The 19,198-nt window shown below is 63.4% G+C and carries 17 protein-coding genes; 4 read left to right on the top strand and 13 right to left on the bottom strand.

What is annotated here, in order from left to right:
- Nucleotides 1-10 precede the first annotated feature (10 nt).
- Nucleotides 11-1,036 carry a class 1 fructose-bisphosphatase gene (gene fbp / locus ECTPHS_RS00360; protein WP_008930675.1) on the bottom strand — a complete coding sequence of 342 codons (1,026 nt, stop codon included), beginning with the start codon at nucleotides 1,034-1,036 and terminating at the stop codon, nucleotides 11-13.
- A gap of 211 nt (nucleotides 1,037-1,247) precedes the next feature.
- Between fbp and ECTPHS_RS00355 the strand changes: the two genes are divergently transcribed.
- Nucleotides 1,248-2,744: a DASS family sodium-coupled anion symporter gene (locus tag ECTPHS_RS00355; RefSeq protein WP_050814172.1), complete on the top strand. Its 1,497-nt coding sequence runs from the start codon at nucleotides 1,248-1,250 to the stop codon at nucleotides 2,742-2,744.
- A gap of 9 nt (nucleotides 2,745-2,753) precedes the next feature.
- On the opposite strand, the gene pgi is transcribed toward ECTPHS_RS00355, so the two are convergent.
- Entirely contained in the window at nucleotides 2,754-4,403 is a 1,650-nt protein-coding gene (gene pgi / locus ECTPHS_RS00350; RefSeq protein ID WP_008930673.1) for a glucose-6-phosphate isomerase, read from the bottom strand.
- A 129-nt stretch (nucleotides 4,404-4,532) separates the two neighbouring features.
- Between pgi and glgA the strand changes: the two genes are divergently transcribed.
- Nucleotides 4,533-5,984 carry a glycogen synthase GlgA gene (glgA, locus tag ECTPHS_RS00345; RefSeq protein ID WP_008930672.1) on the top strand — a complete coding sequence of 484 codons (1,452 nt, stop codon included), beginning with the start codon at nucleotides 4,533-4,535 and terminating at the stop codon, nucleotides 5,982-5,984.
- A 5-nt stretch (nucleotides 5,985-5,989) separates the two neighbouring features.
- Nucleotides 5,990-8,830, top strand: a complete 2,841-nt coding sequence (gene ppc / locus ECTPHS_RS00340) for a phosphoenolpyruvate carboxylase (protein ID WP_040404633.1) — start codon at nucleotides 5,990-5,992, stop codon at nucleotides 8,828-8,830.
- Between the two features lie 393 nt (nucleotides 8,831-9,223).
- On the opposite strand, the gene panD is transcribed toward ppc, so the two are convergent.
- The 7 genes from panD to ECTPHS_RS00300 all read right to left on the bottom strand — a co-directional run bounded on the left by panD (nucleotide 9,224) and on the right by ECTPHS_RS00300 (nucleotide 15,519).
- A complete protein-coding gene (panD, locus tag ECTPHS_RS00330; protein ID WP_008930669.1) occupies nucleotides 9,224-9,604 on the bottom strand; it encodes an aspartate 1-decarboxylase in 381 nt (126 codons plus the stop codon).
- A gap of 83 nt (nucleotides 9,605-9,687) precedes the next feature.
- Entirely contained in the window at nucleotides 9,688-10,551 is an 864-nt protein-coding gene (gene panC / locus ECTPHS_RS00325; RefSeq protein ID WP_008930668.1) for a pantoate--beta-alanine ligase, read from the bottom strand.
- Between the two features lie 2 nt (nucleotides 10,552-10,553).
- On the bottom strand, nucleotides 10,554-11,369 hold the full coding sequence (panB, locus tag ECTPHS_RS00320) for a 3-methyl-2-oxobutanoate hydroxymethyltransferase (RefSeq protein WP_008930667.1): 816 nt from the start codon (nucleotides 11,367-11,369) through the stop codon (nucleotides 10,554-10,556).
- A gap of 54 nt (nucleotides 11,370-11,423) precedes the next feature.
- Nucleotides 11,424-12,077, bottom strand: coding sequence for a deoxynucleoside kinase (locus ECTPHS_RS00315; RefSeq protein ID WP_008930666.1), 654 nt, complete (start codon nucleotides 12,075-12,077; stop codon nucleotides 11,424-11,426).
- The gene (folK, locus tag ECTPHS_RS00310; RefSeq protein WP_008930665.1) at nucleotides 12,074-12,574 is read right to left on the bottom strand and encodes a 2-amino-4-hydroxy-6-hydroxymethyldihydropteridine diphosphokinase; all 501 of its coding nucleotides are present in this window, start codon (nucleotides 12,572-12,574) and stop codon (nucleotides 12,074-12,076) included. The genes ECTPHS_RS00315 and folK overlap by 4 nt, the downstream gene beginning before the upstream one ends.
- Nucleotides 12,575-12,578: 4 nt before the next feature.
- Nucleotides 12,579-13,931, bottom strand: coding sequence for a polynucleotide adenylyltransferase PcnB (gene pcnB, locus ECTPHS_RS00305; RefSeq protein WP_008930664.1), 1,353 nt, complete (start codon nucleotides 13,929-13,931; stop codon nucleotides 12,579-12,581).
- Nucleotides 13,932-14,055: 124 nt separating this feature from the next.
- The gene (locus ECTPHS_RS00300) at nucleotides 14,056-15,519 is read right to left on the bottom strand and encodes a peptidoglycan DD-metalloendopeptidase family protein (protein WP_008930663.1); all 1,464 of its coding nucleotides are present in this window, start codon (nucleotides 15,517-15,519) and stop codon (nucleotides 14,056-14,058) included.
- Between ECTPHS_RS00300 and ECTPHS_RS14725 the strand changes: the two genes are divergently transcribed.
- The gene (locus tag ECTPHS_RS14725) at nucleotides 15,482-15,739 is read left to right on the top strand and encodes a hypothetical protein (protein ID WP_168044628.1); all 258 of its coding nucleotides are present in this window, start codon (nucleotides 15,482-15,484) and stop codon (nucleotides 15,737-15,739) included. The genes ECTPHS_RS00300 and ECTPHS_RS14725 overlap by 38 nt on opposite strands.
- Before the next feature lie 186 nt (nucleotides 15,740-15,925).
- On the opposite strand, the gene phbB is transcribed toward ECTPHS_RS14725, so the two are convergent.
- The 4 genes from phbB to ECTPHS_RS00280 all read right to left on the bottom strand — a co-directional run bounded on the left by phbB (nucleotide 15,926) and on the right by ECTPHS_RS00280 (nucleotide 19,087).
- A complete protein-coding gene (gene phbB, locus ECTPHS_RS00295; RefSeq protein WP_040404593.1) occupies nucleotides 15,926-16,672 on the bottom strand; it encodes an acetoacetyl-CoA reductase in 747 nt (248 codons plus the stop codon).
- Between the two features lie 51 nt (nucleotides 16,673-16,723).
- Nucleotides 16,724-17,095 (bottom strand): phasin family protein, encoded by a 372-nt coding sequence (locus ECTPHS_RS00290; protein ID WP_008930661.1) that lies wholly within the window; start codon nucleotides 17,093-17,095, stop codon nucleotides 16,724-16,726.
- A 159-nt stretch (nucleotides 17,096-17,254) separates the two neighbouring features.
- Nucleotides 17,255-17,800, bottom strand: coding sequence for a polyhydroxyalkanoate synthesis repressor PhaR (phaR, locus tag ECTPHS_RS00285; RefSeq protein WP_008930660.1), 546 nt, complete (start codon nucleotides 17,798-17,800; stop codon nucleotides 17,255-17,257).
- Between the two features lie 102 nt (nucleotides 17,801-17,902).
- Complete coding sequence (locus ECTPHS_RS00280; protein ID WP_008930659.1) at nucleotides 17,903-19,087, bottom strand: acetyl-CoA C-acetyltransferase; 1,185 nt, start codon at nucleotides 19,085-19,087, stop codon at nucleotides 17,903-17,905.
- Between the last annotated feature and the right edge of the window lie 111 nt (nucleotides 19,088-19,198).

The following is a 19,198-nucleotide window of genomic DNA, read 5'->3' as shown; positions in this document are numbered from 1 at the left end:
AGAATACCGGTTATCGGGCCTCGGCCAGGAACCGCTCCACATCCTCCACCATTCGCCGCGAGCCGACATAGAACGGTACCCGTTGGTGCAGATCCTCCGGCGGGATCTCCAGGATGCGGCGGGCGCCGTCGCTGGCCTTGCCGCCGGCCTGCTCCGCGATCATGGCGATGGGGTTGCACTCGTACAGCAGACGCAGCTTGCCCTGGGGGGCCTTCTGGGTGGAGGGATACAGGAACACCCCGCCCTTGAGGAGATTGCGATGGACGTCCGAGACCAGGGAACCGATGTAGCGCGAGGTATAGGGACGACGGGTGTCCGGGTCCACCACCTGGCAATGCTTGATGAACTGCTTCACCCCCGCCGGGAAGTGGGCATAGTTGCCTTCGTTGATACTGTAGATGGTGCCGTTCTCGGGGGTGCGGATGTCCGGGTGGGAAAGGCAGAACTCACCGATGGTCGGGTCCAGGGTGAAACCGTTCACCCCCTTGCCGGTGGTGTACACCAGCATGGTGGATGAGCCGTAGATCACATAACCGGCCGCCACCTGCTCCGTCCCCGGTTGCAGAAAGTCGGACAAGTCCGCCGGGGTGCCCCGTTCGGTACGGCGGCGATAGATGGAAAAGATGGTGCCGACGGAGACATTTACGTCGATATTGGACGAGCCGTCCAAAGGGTCCATGCAGAACACGTACTTGCCGTCACGGGACAGGCCGTCATCGAAGATGGTGATTTCCTGGTCTTCCTCGGAGGCGATGGCGCAGCACTCGCCGGTGGAACGCAGGGCGGCGATGAAGTGCTCATTGGCGAACAGGTCCAGCTTCTGGACGTCCTCGCCCTGGACGTTCACATCGCCGGCACGACCCAGAATGTCCACCAGCCCCGCCTTGTTGATCTTCTTGTTCACCACCTTGGCCGCCACGCCCACATGGTGCAGCAACCGGGACAATTCCCCCTTGGCATAGGGAAAATCCGCCTGGCGCTGAATGACGAACTCGTTGAGGGTGGTGATGTTGTAAGTGCCGGTCGCTCTTGTCATGATTTATCCGTCAGCCATCATTTTGTTCGGCAAGAGCATACCATGGGTCCCGTCCCATGGCCCCCAGCCCCAAGGGCCGCCGCTTCTTGTCCACCGCCATCCCGTCATGCCCGTCAGCGGCATGACATGACCGGCGGCTATACTGCAGCACAGCAATCCGACCCGACACCCGAGTATCGGGCACGACCGTCATATCCCAATGGAGAGCATCATGACTTCGTCCACGGAAGCCGGCACATCCACCGCGCCCAAGCCCGTCTCGCCTTCCCTCTGGCGGCCCAGGCTGGGGCTGGTGCTTGGCCCCCTGGTCTTTTTCGGCATGCTGCTGGCGGGCCCGCCCGGGGAACTGGCCGCCCATACCTGGGCCGTGGCCGCCCTCACCGCGCTCATGGCCATCTGGTGGGTGACCGAGGCCATCCCCATCCCGGCCACCGCCCTGCTGCCCATTGCCGTACTACCCCTGCTGGGGGCAAGCACCATCGCCGAAGCGGCGGCACCCTATGCCAATCCCCTGATCTTCCTGTTCCTGGGCGGATTCATGATCGCCCTGGCCATCCAGCGCTGGAACCTGCACCGGCGCATCGCCCTGGTGATCCTGGGCCTGGCCGGACAGCGACTGGATCACCTGGTGGCCGGCTTCATGGGCGCCACGGCGGGGCTGAGCATGTGGGTGAGCAATACCGCCACCGCCGCCCTGATGCTGCCCATCGGCATCTCGGTGCTGATCCTGCTGGAAGACCGGGGCATGGAAAAGGCACAGATCCGCAACGTGGGGCTGGCCCTGCTGCTGGGGATCGCCTTCGGCGCCAACATCGGCGGCATGGTCACCCTTATCGGCACCCCGCCCAACGCCCTGCTCGCCGCCTACATGAACGACAACTACGACCATCAGATCGGCTTTGCCCAGTGGATGATGGTGGGCCTGCCCCTGGCCCTGACCCTGCTGGTGGCCTGCTGGTGGGTGCTATGTCGCTGGGCCTTCCCGGTGTCCCGGCGGCCACTGGAAGGGATCGGTGAACTGCTGCGCCAACAACGGGAACAGCTCGGCCCGATGACCCGGGCGGAACTGCGGGTGCTGTTCGTCTTCGTCGCCGTGGCCCTGGCCTGGATCCTGCGTCCGCTGCTGGAATCCCTGTTCCCCGGCGTCTCCATCACCGATCCCGGCATTGCCATCGTCGGTGCCCTGGCTCTGTTCCTGATCCCGGCGGACTTCCGGCGGCACCAGTTCCTGCTGGACTGGGAGTCCACCCGCCAGCTGCCCTGGGGGGTGCTGATCCTGGTGGGCGGGGGCCTGAGCCTGGGCTCCGCCATCGGCGGCAGCGGCCTGTCGGACCACATCGCCACCTCCCTGGTACAACTGAGCAACTGGCCCACCTGGACCCTGGTGGGCATCGTGGCCTTGAGCGCCATGTTGCTCAGTCACGTCACCAGCAACACGGCCACGGCGGCCACGGTGCTGCCGCTGGCAGCCTCCCTGGCGGTCAGCCTGGGCCACGACCCCCTGCTGCTGGCCATCCCCGTGGCCCTGGCGGCCTCCTGTGCCTTCATGCTGCCCGTGGCCACCCCGCCCAATGCCATCGTCTTCAGCAGTGAGCGGATCACGGTGCCGGACATGGTTCGGGCGGGCTGGCGCATCAGCCTGATCGCGCTGATCCTGGTGACCGCCGCCGTGTTCGGCCTGGCGATGCCGCTACTGGCCGGGGCATGAAGACCGGGCTTACTCCCGCGTCAGCCGTTTGTAGTAGTTGATCAGTCCGTTGGTGGAGGCATCATGCCCCGCCACCGGGTCCGGGTCCCGCAGCTCCCGCAGCACGGTGCGGGCCAGCTGCTTGCCCAGCTCCACCCCCCACTGGTCGAAGGAGTTCACATTCCAGATCACCCCCTGGACGAAGATCTTGTGCTCATAGAGGGCAATCAGCGAGCCCAGGGTACGGGGAGTGAGGCGCTTGAACAGGATGGAATTGGTGGGCCGGTTGCCCTCGAACACCCGATGGGGGGCCAGGGCCTGCACCTGGGCCTCGGGCATCCCGGCGGCCCGCATTTCCTCCCGGCATTCCTCCAGGGTCTTGCCCCGCATCAGGGCCTCGGTCTGGGCAAAGAAATTGGACAACAGGATAGCGTGATGCTCCCCCAGGGGGTGATGGCTCAGGCAGGGGGCCAGAAAATCACAGGGGATGAGCTGGGTCCCCTGGTGGATGAGCTGATAGAAGGCATGCTGGCCATTGGTTCCCGGCTCGCCCCAGATGGCCGGCCCCGTGTGCCAGCTCACCCGCCGCCCCTGCCGGTCCACCGACTTGCCGTTGCTCTCCATGTCCCCCTGCTGGAAGTAGGCCGGGAACCGGTGCAGATACTGGTCATAGGGCAGAATGGCATGGCTGCGGGCACCAAAGAAATTCACATACCACACTCCCAGCAGGGCCAGGATGACGGGCATGTTCTCCTCCAGCGGCGCGGCGCGAAAATGCTCGTCCATGGCGTGGGCACCGTCCAGCAGGGCCTCGAAGTGGTCCATGCCCAGGGACAGGGCAATGGACAGGCCGATGGCGGACCACAGGGAATAGCGTCCCCCCACCCAGTCCCAGAACTCGAACATGTTGGCCGGATCGATGCCGAAGGCGGCCACCGCTTCCCGGTGGGTGGACACGGCCACGAAATGACGGGCGATGGCTGCTTCACAGCCCCCCTGTTCCAGGAACCAGCGCCGGGCTGAATGGGCATTGGTGAGGGTCTCCTGGGTGGTGAAGGTCTTGGAAGCGATCACGAACAGCACCGTCTCCGGGTCCACCTGGGCCAGAGTCCGGGTCAGGTGGGTGGCATCCACATTGGAGACGAAATGCATCTGCAGGCGCTCATGGGCATAGGGTTTCAAGGCCTCGCAGACCATCAGCGGCCCCAGGTCCGAGCCGCCGATGCCGATATTCACCACATGCTGGATCGGTCGACCGGTATGCCCCGTCCACTGCCCCGATCTCACCCGCGCCACGAAGTCGCCCATGTGGGACAGCACCCGGCGCACCCGGGGCATGACGTCTTCCCCATCCACCCACATGGGCCGGTCACCGCGGTTGCGCAGGGCCACATGCAGCACCGCCCGATCCTCGGTGGTATTGATGCGCTCACCGGCGAACATGCGGTCCCGCCACTGGGGCACCAGCGCGGCCCGGGCCAGTTCCACCAGCAGATCCCGGGTTTCGGCCGTGATGCGGTTCTTGGAATAGTCCAGCAGGATGTCCTCGAACTGCAGGCTGAAGCGCTGAAAACGCTGGGGATCCTGGCGAAAGAGCTCACGCATGTGAAGATCGCAAACGGCCTCGTGATGGGCTTCCAGGGCTTGCCAGGCGAGGGTCTTGGGCAGTGCGTTGCTCATGGGTCACTCCATTTCTATGTTCACGAACGCGAGATTATTTATCTATTATGATGGTCCTAAACCCATCATAAACAGGGAGCGCTTCATGGCCGTGACGTCATCAAGGCGCCGCGGACATGACATCGGCCTATGCGAATTCTCTTCGCCACCAGCGAGGCACACCCCCTCATCAAGACCGGCGGACTGGCGGACGTCTGCGGCAGTCTGCCCCCGGCCCTGAAACGGCTCCGGCACGATATCCGTCTGATTCTACCCGCCTATCCGGCCGCCCGCGCCGCAGCAGGCAAGCTGGAGACGGTGGCCGAGTTCCCCGTGGCCGGCAGTGAGCAGCCGGTCAGGATCCTGGAAGGGCTGCTGCCCAAGACCCGCGTCCGGCTCTATCTGGTGGACTCCCCCCTGCATTTCGATCGTGCAGGGGATCCCTACCGGGCCTCCGACGGGCGTGACTGGCAGGACAATCACCTGCGCTTCGGCGTCTTTGCCCGGGCCATCGTGAAACTGTCCCTGGACCAGGCAGGCCTGGACTGGAAGCCCCAGATCCTGCATTGCAACGACTGGCAGACGGGTCTGGCCCCGGCCCTGCTGAGCCAGCACGGAGAGCGGCCGGCCACCCTGTTCACCATCCATAACCTGGCCTACCAGGGCCTGTTCCCCCGTCATGCCCAAGAGGATCTGATCCTGCCGCCGGAATTCTGGGGCATGTACGGCCTGGAGTTTCATGGCCAGCTCTCGTTCATCAAGGGGGGACTGGTCTATGCGGACCATCTCACCACGGTCAGCCCCACCTACGCCCGGGAGATCCGTACCGCTCAGTTCGGCTGCGGTCTGGACGGCTTGCTCAATGCCCGCGCCCAGGACCTGAGCGGCATCCTCAACGGCGCCGACTACCGGCACTGGGACCCGGCCGGAGACCGCCATCTGGCCCGGCGCTACAACGCCGAACAACCGGAGGGCAAGGCCGACTGCAAGGCCGCCCTGCAGGCCCACTTCGGCCTTGAGATCAATCCCGACATACCGCTGCTGGGCCACGTGGGGCGCATGGTGGCACAGAAAGGGGTGGACCTGATCCTGTCCGCCTGCGAACCCCTGCTGGCGGCCGGTCAGGTCCAGCTGGCCATCCTGGGCAGTGGCGACCGCACCCTGGAGTCACGGGCCCGGGCCATGGCCACGCGCTACCCCGGCGCCATGGGTCTGCACGTGGGTTACAACGAGGCCCTGGCCCACCAGATAGAAGCCGGCGCGGATCTGTTCCTGATGCCCTCCCGGTTCGAACCCTGCGGCCTGAATCAGCTCTACAGCCTGCGCTACGGCACCGTACCGGTGGTCCGGCGCACCGGCGGCCTGGCGGACACGGTGATCGACGCCGACGCCCACCACATGGCCGAGGGGACCGCCACCGGCCTGGTCTTTGACGGCCCCACCACCGAGGCCCTGGGCGAGGCGATTCAACGGGGCCTCGCCCTGTACCGGGACCGCACCGTCTGGACCCGTCTCATGGGGCACGGCATGCGCCAGGAATTCAGCTGGGACCGCAGCGCCCAGGCCTATCAGGATCTCTACAAGCGACTGGTGAACCGATGATGCCCATTACCACCAAGGACACCTCTCGCTTCCTAGTCCCCAGGGACCGGGAACTGCGCGCCCGGGTGAAGCTGTTCGGCAATCTGCTGGGCAACATCATCCGGCGCCTGGAAGGGGAAGCGGTACTGCAGGCGGTGGAAACCCTGCGCAAGGGTTTCGTGGCGCTGCGCAAGAAGGACAACCCGGACAAGCGGGAGCGTCTGATGCGCTATATCGACGCCCTGGACCCGAAGACCCTGGAAACCATCATCCGGGCCTTCAGCATCTACTTCAGCCTGGTCAACCTGGCCGAAGAGGAATACCTGCACCGGGAGCGCCGCCGCCAGGTCACCGAGGGCGGCCCCCTGTGGCTGGGCTCCTTCGATCACACCATCCGGGTTTTCCACGGTCGGGGCGCCCCCCCGCGGGCGCTGGAAAGCCTGCTCGACCAGCTGGAATACATGCCGGTGTTCACCGCCCATCCCACCGAGGCCCGGCGGCGCACGGTGATGGAGGCCCAGCGGCGCATCTTCCTGGCGGCGGAGCGCCTGGACATGCCGCGCCTGGGCCGGGAGGAACGGGAAGAACTGACCCGCCAGCTTGAGGTGCAGATCCAGATCCTGTGGCGCACCAATGAAGTCCGGGTGAAGAAGCCCCAGGTGCAGGACGAGATCAAGTACGGGCTGTTCTATTACGTGGAAAGCCTGTTCGACGCCGTGCCCCATACCTACCGCCTGCTGGAAAAGGCGATCCGGCGCAGCTACGGCAGCGACGAACACGGCAACCCGGTCGTCAGGGTGCCCAGTTTCCTGCGCTTTGGTTCCTGGATCGGCGGGGACCGGGACGGCAATCCCTACGTCACCCCGGCCATCACCGAGATGGCCTGTCGCCTGGCCATGGAGCAGGTGCTGTCCGAATACCTGCAGCGGGTACACACCCTGCGTTTCGTCCTGACCCATTCCCTGCTCATGTGCCGCCCCGCCGAGGACTTCATGGCAAGCCTTGAGGAGGATGAGAATATCTCCAGGGCGGTGTTCAAGGACCTGCCGGACAAGATGGAATCAGAACCCTACCGGCGCAAGCTCTACATCATCCGTTACCGGCTGCGCGAGACCCTCGACACGGTGCGTCGTCGGCTCGCCGGAGAAACGGCGGTGATGCCCACCCATGCAGCCTATGCCTCCAGCGCGGCCCTGCTGCGGGATCTGACCCTGATCCGCGACTCCCTGATCAGCCATGGAGACGGCAATGTGGCCAGAGGGGAACTGACCGACCTGATCCGCCAGGTGGAAACCTTCGGCTTTCACCTGCATCACCTGGATGTCCGACAGGAATCCACCGTGCACACCACGGCGGTGACGGAAATTCTGGCCCAATGGGAACCGGATATCGACTACGGCAAGCAGGACGAGGCATCCCGCCTGCGGCGACTCTCGGAACTGCTAGACCGGAAACAGTTGCCGCGCCTCTCCCGTGATGCCCTCTCCGAGACCACACGGGAGACTCTGGAGGTCTTCCACGTCATTGCCCGCATGCGCGGCGAGGTGGGTCCGGAGGGCATCGGCACCTATGTGATCTCCATGACTCACGCCGCCTCCCACGTCATGGAAGTGATGCTGCTGGCACGCCTGGCGGGACTGTGCGGCCGCAACGACCAGGACGAGCCCTTCTGCCATGTCCGGATCTCGCCCCTGTTTGAAACCATCGAGGACTTGCGGCACGTGGAGTCGGTGCTGGAGCACCTGCTGGGCAACCCCGTCTATCGGACCCTGCTGCGCGCCGCGGGCAATCTTCAGGAAGTCATGCTGGGGTACTCGGACTCCTGCAAGGACGGCGGCATCCTCGCCTCCGCCTGGAACCTGTACCAGGCCCAGCAGCGGATCATCGCCATCACCGGCGCCCACGAGGTGGAATGCCGTCTGTTCCACGGCCGGGGCGGCACCATCGGTCGCGGCGGCGGCCCCACCCACGAGTCCATCCTGGCCCAGCCGCCCGGCACGGTACAGGCCCGAATCAAATTCACCGAACAAGGGGAGGTCCTGTCCTACAAGTACAGCAACACGGAAACGGCCATCTACGAGCTGAGCATGGGCACCACAGGGCTGATCAAGGCCAGCGGGGGGCTGATCGGCCTGGGCAGCCAGGACCGGGCAGCGGATCTGGAGGTCATGGACACCCTGGCCCAGCAGGGGGAAAAGGCCTATCGCACCCTGACGGACCGTACCCGGGGTGTGCTGGACTATTTCTACGAAGTCACGCCGGTGGAGGAGATAGGTCAGCTCAACATCGGCTCCCGCCCTTCCCATCGGCGCAAGGCAGACCGCTCCAAGAATTCCATCCGTGCCATCCCCTGGGTATTCGGCTGGGCGCAGGCACGCCATACGGTCCCCGCCTGGTACGGCCTGGGCAGCGCCCTGCGACAATGGCGCGGGGATGATCCCGGGCGTCTGGAACAACTCCGGCAGATGTATCGGGAATGGCCCTTTTTCCGCGCCCTGCTCTCCAACAGCCAGATGTCCATGGCCAAGGCGGACATGGAGATCGCGGAAGAATACGCCAGACTATGCCACGACCGGGCCCTGGCGAAGCGGGTGTTCGGTCTCATCCGGGAGGAATACCTTCGCACGGTGGAGGAGGTACTCACCGTCTCATCCAAGGAGACCCTGCTGGATGACAATCCGGTGCTGGCCCTGTCCCTGATGCGCAGGAATCCCTATCTGGACCCCCTCAATCACATCCAGATCACTCTGCTGAGACGTCACCGGGCCCTGCAGGGGAGCGGAAGCGACGGGGTGGATGACCCGTGGCTTTCCCCCCTGCTGCGCTCCATCAATGCCATTGCGGCGGGGATGCGCAACACCGGCTGACGGACGGAAGCATTCATGGGATGACAGGTAGCGCCAAACGGCGGCGGCGGCAGGCAAAATCCGGCGGACGGACCATAATCGGTAAAGCGTCGCCGCCGACTGCCAGGGCGCGATGCGATCCAGCCTGTCAACACCATGCTTGCCGAAAGACGGCGGAGGTAATCGGCCATGAACCTGGCCACGGTTCGCTATATTGCCCAGAGCAAGGGCATTGATCCCGGGTCATTACCCAAAAGAGAACTGATCCGGGTCATCCAAGTGACGGAAGGAAACTCACCCTGCTTCGGCTCCACCGAGACAGGGAACTGCGAACGGGTGGAGTGTCACTGGCACCTGGACTGTCTGAAAACATCCAGGCACCAGGGCAACTGACACCCCCCCGGTGGAGTCTGCTCAGGCGGCCTGGGTGGCAATCTCGTCGCCGGTGCCGGTGACGTGGTTATGCTCGTTCAGGTAGACTAGGGAAGGCTTGAACAGGTCCGCCTCGGCCGCCGTCATCTGGGCGTAGGCGCAGATGATCACCCGATCACCGGGACTGGCCTTGTGAGCCGCGGCGCCGTTGACCGAGATCACCCGACTGCCCGCCTCGGCGCGGATGGCGTAGGTGGTGAAACGCTCCCCGTTGGTCACGTTGTAGATCTGGATCTGCTCATAGGGGCGAATGCCCGCCAGTTCCAGGAGATCCGAGTCAATGGCACAGGAGCCTTCGTAGTCCAGTTCGGCGTGGGTTACCGCCGCCCTGTGGAGCTTGCATTTGAGCAGAGTCAAGAACATGGTTTGAAACATCCTCCAGGCATTACGCCCCTTCGAGTCCCCGAGGGGCTGTCGTTATCATCCCTGCACATACAGGACTCCGTTCATCCGGCGGATGAAGGAAGGTCCAGGCATAGATTGTCAATGAGCCTCGCCCGGCCCAGCCAGGCGGCCGCCAGGATCACCAGTTGGGTGTCTCCCGGCCGTGGCGGCAACAGATCCCGTCTTCGCCGCACTGCAACATAATCGGGCCGCAGACCCCGTTTTTCAAGCTTTTTCTCCGCTTCCCGCTCCAGATCGGGGCAATCCCGCTCCCCTGCCTGCATGCGCGCGGCCAGTTCCGACAGCACCTGATGAACAGCCGGGGCCAATGGGCGTTCATCCGCGCCCAGATAGGCATTGCGCGAACTCATGGCCAGGCCGTCGGCTTCACGGACCGTGGCCAGTCCTTCGATGCGCACCGGGATATCCAGATCGGCGACCATGCGCCGGATCAGCAACAGTTGCTGGAAATCCTTCTCCCCGAACACGGCCACATCCGGCTGCACCAGGTTGAACAGCTTGCAGACCACGGTGGCCACGCCGGCAAAATGACCCGGCCGATGCGCCCCCTCCAGCAATGCGGACAGTTCAGGCACTTCCACCCGGGTCACCTGCCCCCGACCCGCCGGATACAGTTCACCTTCGGAGGGCGCAAACACCAGGTCCGCGGCCTCGGCCGCCAGCAGACGGCAGTCTTCCGCCAGGGTACGGGGATAGGCGGCCAGATCTTCGGCCCGGTCGAACTGGAGAGGGTTGACGAAGATGCTCACCACCACCCGGTCCGCCAGAGTACGGGCGTGGCGCACCAGACTCAGGTGGCCTTCATGGAGATTGCCCATGGTGGGCACCAGGGCAACCGTGCAGCCCTCTACCTGCCAGGCCCGGCGTGCGCCTCGCAGGTCTTTAACGTGATGTACGATATCCATGATCAGGTCAGGAAGCTGTGTTCCGCGGCGGGGAATGCCCCCGATTTGACTGCCTGCACGTAGGCCGCCAGAGCGGCCTGCACGGTCGGCTGGTCAGCGAGGAAATTCTTCGCAAAGCGCGGGGCGTGATCGGTCATCCCCAGAATGTCCTGCACCACCAGGATCTGTCCGTCACACTGGGCACCGGCACCGATGCCGATGACGGGGATCCGGGCCATGGCACGGATCTCCGCCGCCAGGGTGGAGGGTACGCATTCCAGCAGCAACATGTCGGCGCCGGCCTCCTGCAGGGCCATGGCATCCTTGATCATGCGCTGGGCAGCTGCCGCCTCCCGCCCCTGGACCCGGTACCCACCGAGCTTGTGGACCGACTGGGGCCGCAGCCCCAGATGGGCACAGACAGGGATGCCGTGATGGGACATGGCGGTGACCACTGCCACCTGCTGGGCATCTCCCTCCAGCTTGACCATCTGCGCCCCGCCTTCCTGCATGAGTCGGGCGGCATTGTGCAGGGCCTGGTCCACCGACACGTAACTCATGAACGGCATGTCGGCCATCAGCAGGGCACGACGCAGGCCACGGGCCACGGCCCGGGTGTGGTAGATCACATCATCCACCGTCACCGGTACCGTGGTCTCGTGGCCCAGCACCACCATGCCCAGGGAATCCCCCACCAGCACCAGATCCACGCCGGCCGCGTCCATCAGCCGGGCCTGGGTGGCATCATAGGCGGTGAGACTGGCGATGGGTTCCTGTCTCTCGCACAGGCCCTGCAGATCCCGCAGGGTCAGTCTCTTTGTCTGGGAGTGTACGCTCACGCTATATCCGCGGTTATCAGAATGAAGATGATGGTCTGCCCCACCGACCACCGCTCAGACGGCGGAGGGCAGCGGATTGAAGTAATGACGCCCCGCGCGCACCGTGCGCATGAACGTCAGCAGCTGCTGAAAATCCTCGTCCCGTTTGACCCAGTCGATCTCGCCGGCGTTGACGATCAGCAGTGGAGCCTCCGCATAATGATAGAAGAAACTGGCATAGGTATCACTCAAACGCTGTAAATAGACACTGTCCATCATGCGCTCGAAAGCGCGTCCCCGTTGCGCGATGCGCTCCCGCAGGACCTCGACCGGAGCCTGCAGATAGATCACCAGATCCGGCCGGGGGACATTCCGGTCCAGCTCATTGCGAATCTGCTGGTACAGACGATACTCGTCGGCGTCCAGGGCCACTTGGGCAAACAACTCATCCTTGGCCAGCACAAAATCCACTACCCGGATCGATGAATGCCCCGCATCCTGCCGGGCCATGCCACGGAGTAGCTGCAGACGCTGCATGAGAAAGCTGAGTTGGGTGGGCAGAGCAGTACTACGGGGATCCTGATAAAAACGCTCCAGAAAGGGATTGTCCTCGGAGGATTCCAGTAGCAGTTCGGCATTTAGGGCCTCGGCCAAGCGCTGGGCCAAGCTGGTCTTGCCCACACCAATGGGGCCCTCGACAGCGATATACGTCGGTTCGGCTTCAGTCATGCAGGTTCTTCCACCAGTCTTTCCAGGCCGGAGAGCGGACACCGGACCAGCAGATCCGCCAGTGCTCCCTGGCCGGGAATTCGGAGATCGGGGGCTATTTCCGCCAGAGGATACAGGACAAAGGCTCGCGCCTGTATACCGGGATGGGGCACCGTCAGATGCGGCTCCCGGATGACCCGGTCACCATAGAGGAGGATATCCAGGTCCAGGGTTCGCGGTCCCCAGCGCTCGCCGTGGCGCACACGACCATGACGACGTTCCAATTCCAGCAATGCCCGCAGCAGTTCCGAGGGAGAGAGCCGGGTTTCCAGTGCGGCCACCGCATTGATGTAGTCCGGCTGATCGGGCGGCCCCATGGGGGGACTGCGATAGAGGGAGGACTGCCGCGACAGGCGGGAATGGGACAAGCCCGCCAGGGTCCCCAGGGCATCAAGAACCTGGGTGCGCGGCGTCCCCAGATTGGCGCCGATACCAATATAGGCCAGTACGGGCGACATGACGTCAGACGTTGCCGGATGACTTGCTGCGCGACCGGCGTCGCCGGCGGGACCGGGGTTTCTTGTCGGACACTTCCACCATGCGACGCCGCTCCGCCTCGTCCACTTCCTGCAGTCGGGTCCACCACTCACAGCCTTCCGCAAGCGCCTCGCCGGAGCGGGCACGCAGACAGTAGAAATCATAGGCAGCCCGGAACCTGGGATGGGTCAGCAGACGCAGGGCACGGGCACCGCGACGATGCTCGAAGCGGGGCTGCAGTTCCCAGATCTCCCGCATGGGCAGGGCAAATCGCTTGGGAATCAGGATATGGCGGGCCTGGCGCGACAGAATCATGCTCCCGGCATGCTGCAGCGCGGGAAGTTCGGCCTCGCCCTCCTCCATGAAGCGGCGCGCGGCGTGGCGTACCGGCTCCCACAGCAGAACCGCGTAAAGGAATGCCGGATTGACCCCCTTGCCGGACTGGATGCGTTCATCCGTATTGCGCAGGGCATTGGCCACGAAGGTGATGGGAAAACCCTCTTCCTCGTGGGCGAGGGCCTCTTCCGTCAGCGGGAACATCCGTCCGAAAAGATCATGATGCCGCAGTGCCTCGAAGGTCTGCAGCCCGCAGCCGGCGTGAAACAACTTGATCACCTCGTCGAACAGGCGCGCCGGCGGCACATCCAGCAGCAGATCCCCCAGACGAGACAGGCAGGACTCCGTCGCCGCATCCAGGCGAAAGCCCAACTTGGTGGCAAAGCGAACGGCACGCAGCATGCGCACAGGGTCTTCCCGGTAACGCACCTCGGGATCTCCGATCAGCCGCAACACCCCCTGATTGAGATCATCCATGCCGCCGGTGTAATCCACCACCGAGAAGTCACGGATGTCGTAATACAGGGCGTTGACGGAAAAATCCCGGCGCCAGGCATCCTGCTCGATGGTGCCGTAGACATTGTCCCGGATGATGCGCCCCCCCTCAATCAGGGCCTCGGGGACGCCATCGGCATCTCCGTCATCAATGAAGCTGTCATGGGGGGCACGAAAGGTGGCAACCTCGATGATCTCCGGTCCGTAGAACACATGAGCCAGGCGGAAGCGCCGCCCGATCAGCCGGCAGTTCCGGAACAGACGCCGAACCTCATCCGGATGGGCATCCGTGGCCACATCGAAGTCTTTCGGTTCACGGCCCAGCAACAGATCCCGCACCCCACCGCCGACCAGGCAGGCACGAAAGCCGGCATCCTTCAGACGGTAGAGGACCTTGAGGGCGTTCTCGCTGATGTTGGCGCGGGAAATGCCGTGCTCCGCACGGGCATAGATGCGGGGAGCACCGGCACCGGATTCAGGCTGAATTGGCTGAAGTTCGTTGGACACGCATGTCTTATGCTGCTTGTTGTGGGCGCTATCATAGCAGCTTCGTATCGGCATGAGGACTTTACCTGATGAAGCCGGCGCCTACGGGCGGGGTCATACCCGCCCAGCGGCTTCATGCCATGCATCACATGGCCATTTCGGAATACGGCAGCATCGCCACCTGACGAGACTGACGCGGCCCCTTCACCTCCGCCAGCAGGGTACCGCTCACCTTCTGGAACCGTTTGAGTTCCTCACCGGTCAGACGCTCGCTGCGCGGCAACTCGGCACGCATGGCGTCCACAGGACGACCATTCACATGCAGTTCATAGTGCAGATGTGGGCCGGTACTACGACCGGTATTACCAGACAGAGCAATGCGCTGACCGCGTGACACCGTCTCGCCGGGACGCACCAGGGCCCGGCTCAGATGTAGATAGCGGGTGGTGTAGCCCTGTCCGTGCTCAATCACCAGGAAGCGACCGGCATAGGGATGCGAGTCCACCCGCACCACCCGGCCGTCGGCGGGCGCCACGATGGGGGTGCCGATGGGCATGGCGAAATCCGTGCCATGATGGGGGGCGACGGTGCCGGTCACCGGATGCCGACGCCTCAAATCGAAGGGAGAACTGATCCGATAGCTGCCGGTGAAGGGTCGGCGATCAAAGGGCGGCAACAAGCTGTGACCTTCGGGGGTGTAGAAGCGTCCATCCACATGACGGGCGGCACTGATGTTCAACTGCGCCCCCTGGTAATCAAAGGCCAGCAGTCGCAGCTCGATGGGCTCGCTCTCGCCGGCCAGGGTCTCCTGTTCCACCAGCAGGGAGAAGACATCCCCACTGCGGGCATGCATGCGTACCGGCAGGTGACGATCCAGCAGCACCGCCAGGGCGGCGGCCGACCGACCGGAGAGTTCGTCCCGACCGGCCAGGGCAGCGGAAATGCTGCCCTCGACCCTGGCCGTGATCACCATATGGGTGATCTCACGACTGTTCTGCACCTCGCGGCGTTCAAAGTCCCAGCCGTCCGCGACCCGCTCCCACTCCACGCCCTTGCCACGCTCGGTCCAGATCCGCAGGCGGGTCAGATAGCCCTCATCATCGGTCTGCCAGTCCACCTGCTGCCCCACGCGCAGGCGATTGAGCACGCGGGCGTTATCGGCATCGCCCAGCAGGCGGTACAGGGTCGCCATGGGCAGCCCCCAGTCATCCACCCAAAGAGAGGAGAGTCGATCACCACGGGCAATGGTGTACTCGAACCAATCGGAAGCCTTGGGCGCCTCCTCCTCGTCACCCAGGCTGAAGGACTCGTAGGAGGTCGGGTTCTCGTCCGTCCCCGGCGCCGGACTCATGCGCTCCTGGGGCATGAAGGAAGCCCGTTGCAACTCACCCTGCCCCGCCTCGGCGGCTGAAGCCACGGCAATGCGGCGTTGTTCCCGGGGTTCCTGGGCGGCCGACAGGGCTTCGCCACCTTCGGCCGACGAACCGGCAGGGATCTCCAGGGGCTGAGTGAGGGTTGCGGACGGGGAGGCATCACCACCGAAACCGGAAAGGATTTTGGGATACACAGCAATGATGATCAGGAAAACAGCAAAGATTCCCATCACCATCGAAAAGCTTGGTCTTGAAAACGGCATGGATGCCCCCGTAATTTGCTCACAATGCCTTGCCCTTGTCCTGCCGGCTTCTGACGGCGCGCATGGTGTCGGGCGCGGGTTACTTTCCGGTCACGCCGGCAAAACCCGGACGGTCAAAGCGCTGGAGACATCGGCGGCGCCGACTCCCCTTTGCGGGTATTTCCGCTTAACCCCAAAACACGGGGGAGAATAGCACCAGACAGGATCAGGTGCGAATAAATATCATCAAATCAAGTGTTGAGGCTGCATTTTTACCACATCACTTTCACTTTTTTGTGACGCTTATCACGCTTTGAAAAAGCTCCCCTGCACAAAAACGGGCCCCAAAACGGGGCCCGTACGAGACATGAGTCTCGGTCGACGAGGGCAAACAACAATCTCAGAAGGAAGTAAACAAACCACCGTTGACCGGGATGTTGGCACCGGTGATGTAGCCCGCTTCCTCGTCGCAGAGCATGGCCACGGCGAAGGCAATGTCAGCCGTGCTACCCATGCGACCCGCCGGAATCTGCGCCACGATGGCGTTGCGCACGTCTTCCGGCATGGCATCGGTCATGGCCGTGGCGGTATAGCCGGGGGACACGGTGTTGACGGTCACACCCTTGGCGGCCGTCTCCTGGGCCACCGCCATGGTGAAGCCATGCATGCCCGCCTTGGCCGCGGAATAGTTGGCCTGACCGAACTGCCCCTTCTGACCATTGACAGAAGAGATGTTGACGATGCGGCCGAAACCACGCGAGGTCATCCCTTCCACCACGTGACGGGTGACGTTGAACACGCTGTTCAGGTTGATGTTGATCACATCACGCCACTGGTCTTCGGTCATCTTGCGCAGCGTCTTGTCCTTGGTGATGCCGGCGCAGTTGACCAGGATGTCGACGGGTCCCAGGCGGGACTCGATATCCTGGATCATGTCGGCACAGGACTGGAAGGAGGATACATCGCCGGCGGCGACGTGCATGTCCAGACCCTCCGCCTTCATCTGCTGCTGCCAGGCCTCGGCCTCGGCCTGCAGCGCGGGCAGGTAATTGGCCACGACCACATGACCCTGACGGGCCAGCTTCTTGCAGATCTCGGTGCCGATACCGCCGGTACCGCCGGTCACTAACGCTACTCGCTTGGTCACTATTCGGACTCCTTGTTGCTTGACTGGCCTTGAGGGCTACGACAGAGAAAATCAGGCAGCCTTCTTGACAACAGTACTCACGTGCTTGACGGTTTCTTCCGCCACCTTGACGGAATCATTCATCAGCTGACTCATGGAATTGCGGGCATCATCAAGGATCTCCTGCCCGTTCTTGTAAGTGGCAACCATCTTCTGGCTGCAATCACGCAGCAGATCCGTCTGCAGGGTCACGAGTTCCTGATACCCCTTGGCCTTGCCCACCTGCTCAAGGTGTTTCATGCTCACATCCACCAGGCCCGTGGTCAAGTCCAGCTGCTGCTCAACCAGCTTCTGGAAGGTCTGCTGGTTGATGTCGCTCAGCTTGCGGAAGGTGTCGAAGCCGGTCTGGTTGGCTTTGCTGAACAGTTCGATCATGTCGTTCATGATGTGCTCTCCGGGGTTAGGGTTACATGGATACAGCATCCAGCCTTGCCGCCACTCATGCTGCGGCGCAACATATAACCCCATCCGGACACGGCGTCAAGCCGATGTGCGGGTTTTGCGACGCACCCCACCCCCTCTCCGCCGTGCGCGGACAGCCGACTATTTCGGTTTTTTTTTCGCCTTGTCCGCGGCGCCGGCACCCCCGTCGGCTGAGTCCGCCGGCGGCGACTGTTCCAGCGGCTTGGCGGGATCCTTCCTGGCCTCATGACCCGGGCTGGGGAATACCGCAGCCTTGAAGAACTGATCCTGCATGCCTTTCCAGAACTCCAGGTTGCGACGGGTCATCTCGGTAATGTCCCAAGTGGCACGCCCTCCCAGCACATCCCGCATGCGGTCATTAAAGTCCCGCTGCTGATCGGCAAAGAACCGTAGGCTCTGGTCCAGATAACCAGAGAAGGCTTCATGGACCGCCTCGTCATAGAAGCGGATGAAACGCACCAGCATCTCGGTGGTGAAAAGTGGCTCTCCGGCCGTTTCCTGTTCGGTGATGATCTGAATCAGAATGCCCCGGGTGATGTCCTTGCTCGACTGACTATCGATCACCTTCACGTTGATCCCGCGGCGCACCAGCTGCTGTACATCGGCCAGCGTCACATAACGGCTCTCCTCGGTGTCATAGAGACGCCGATTGGGATACTTCTTCACTATCCGCGGTTCGTTCACCCACTTCTCCCATCAACATTCAACTGGACCGCTTGCGAGGGGCGGATCCGGCAGGGATCCCCGAATCCGCCCGTCACGCCCCGGTCAGACCGCCTCGACAGCCAGCGCCACACCCTGACCACCCCCGATGCACAGGGTGGCCAGCCCCCGTCTGGCACCGGTACGCTTCATGCCATGCAGAAGGGTCACCAGCACCCGGGCGCCGGAGGCACCGATGGGATGACCGATGGCAATGGCCCCACCGCTCACGTTCACCTTGGACAGGTCCCAGCCCAGCTGCTTGTTGACAGCGATGGCCTGAGCGGCAAAGGCTTCGTTGGCCTCCACCATGTCCAGATCAGCGGGACGCCAGCCGGCCTTCTCCAGACACTTGATGGTGGCAGGGATGGGGCCAGTACCCATGATCGCCGGATCCACGCCGGCGGCGGCAAAGGAAACGATACGGGCCAGGGGGGTGAGACCCAGTTCGTTGGCCATGGATTCGCGCATGACCACCACGGCCGCGGCGCCGTCATTGATGCCGGAGGCATTGCCGGCGGTCACCGTGCCGTCCCGACTGAAAGCCGGCCTCAGCTTGCCCAGACCTTCCGCCGTGGTGCCGTGACGGGGAAACTCGTCCGCATCAAAGACCTTGACCTCACCCTTTCTCTGCGGAATTTCCACCGGCACGATCTCATCCTTGAAATATCCCGCCTTCTGAGCGGCCTCGGCCCGCTGCTGAGACTGGGCGGCAAAGGCATCCTGCTCGTCCCGGCTGATCTTGAACTCACCAGCGATGTTCTCGGCGGTGGTACCCATGTGATAATCATTGAAGGCGCACCACAGGCCATCCTTGATCATGGTGTCCACCATCTTCCAGTCCCCCATCTTGGTCCCCTGACGGGAACCCGGCAGGACATGGGGCGAGGCACTCATGTTTTCCTGACCACCGGCGATGACTACATTGGAATCGCCGCACAGAACCGATTGCCAGGCCAGATGAACCGCCTTGAGGCCGCTGCCGCAGACCTTGTTGATGGTCATGGCAGGGGAAGAATAGGGAATACCGGCTTCCACCGCGGCTTGACGGGCAGGGTTCTGGCCCACGCCCGCCTGCAATACCTGTCCGAGGACGACCTCGTCCACCTGCTCGGGAGCCAGACCGGTACGGGCCAGCAGGGCCTTCATGACCATGGCCCCCAGGGTCGAGGCCGGAATCTGTGACAGAGAACCGTTGAAGGTACCGACCGGGGTGCGCGCCGCATCGACGATGACAATAGATTCAGCCATGTAAATCCTCCTGATCAGGGGCGTTTTTCTCAATTAGGATATGCCTGTGGCCACCCCTTCACCGGGTTTTCGGGCCGGACACCGGGGTGTGATTCACACTTTCAGGGCACT

It is taken from the genome of Ectothiorhodospira sp. PHS-1, assembly GCF_000225005.1.
GTDB lineage: Bacteria > Pseudomonadota > Gammaproteobacteria > Ectothiorhodospirales > Ectothiorhodospiraceae > Ectothiorhodospira.
This window is presented reverse-complemented; position numbering and strand designations above follow the sequence as displayed.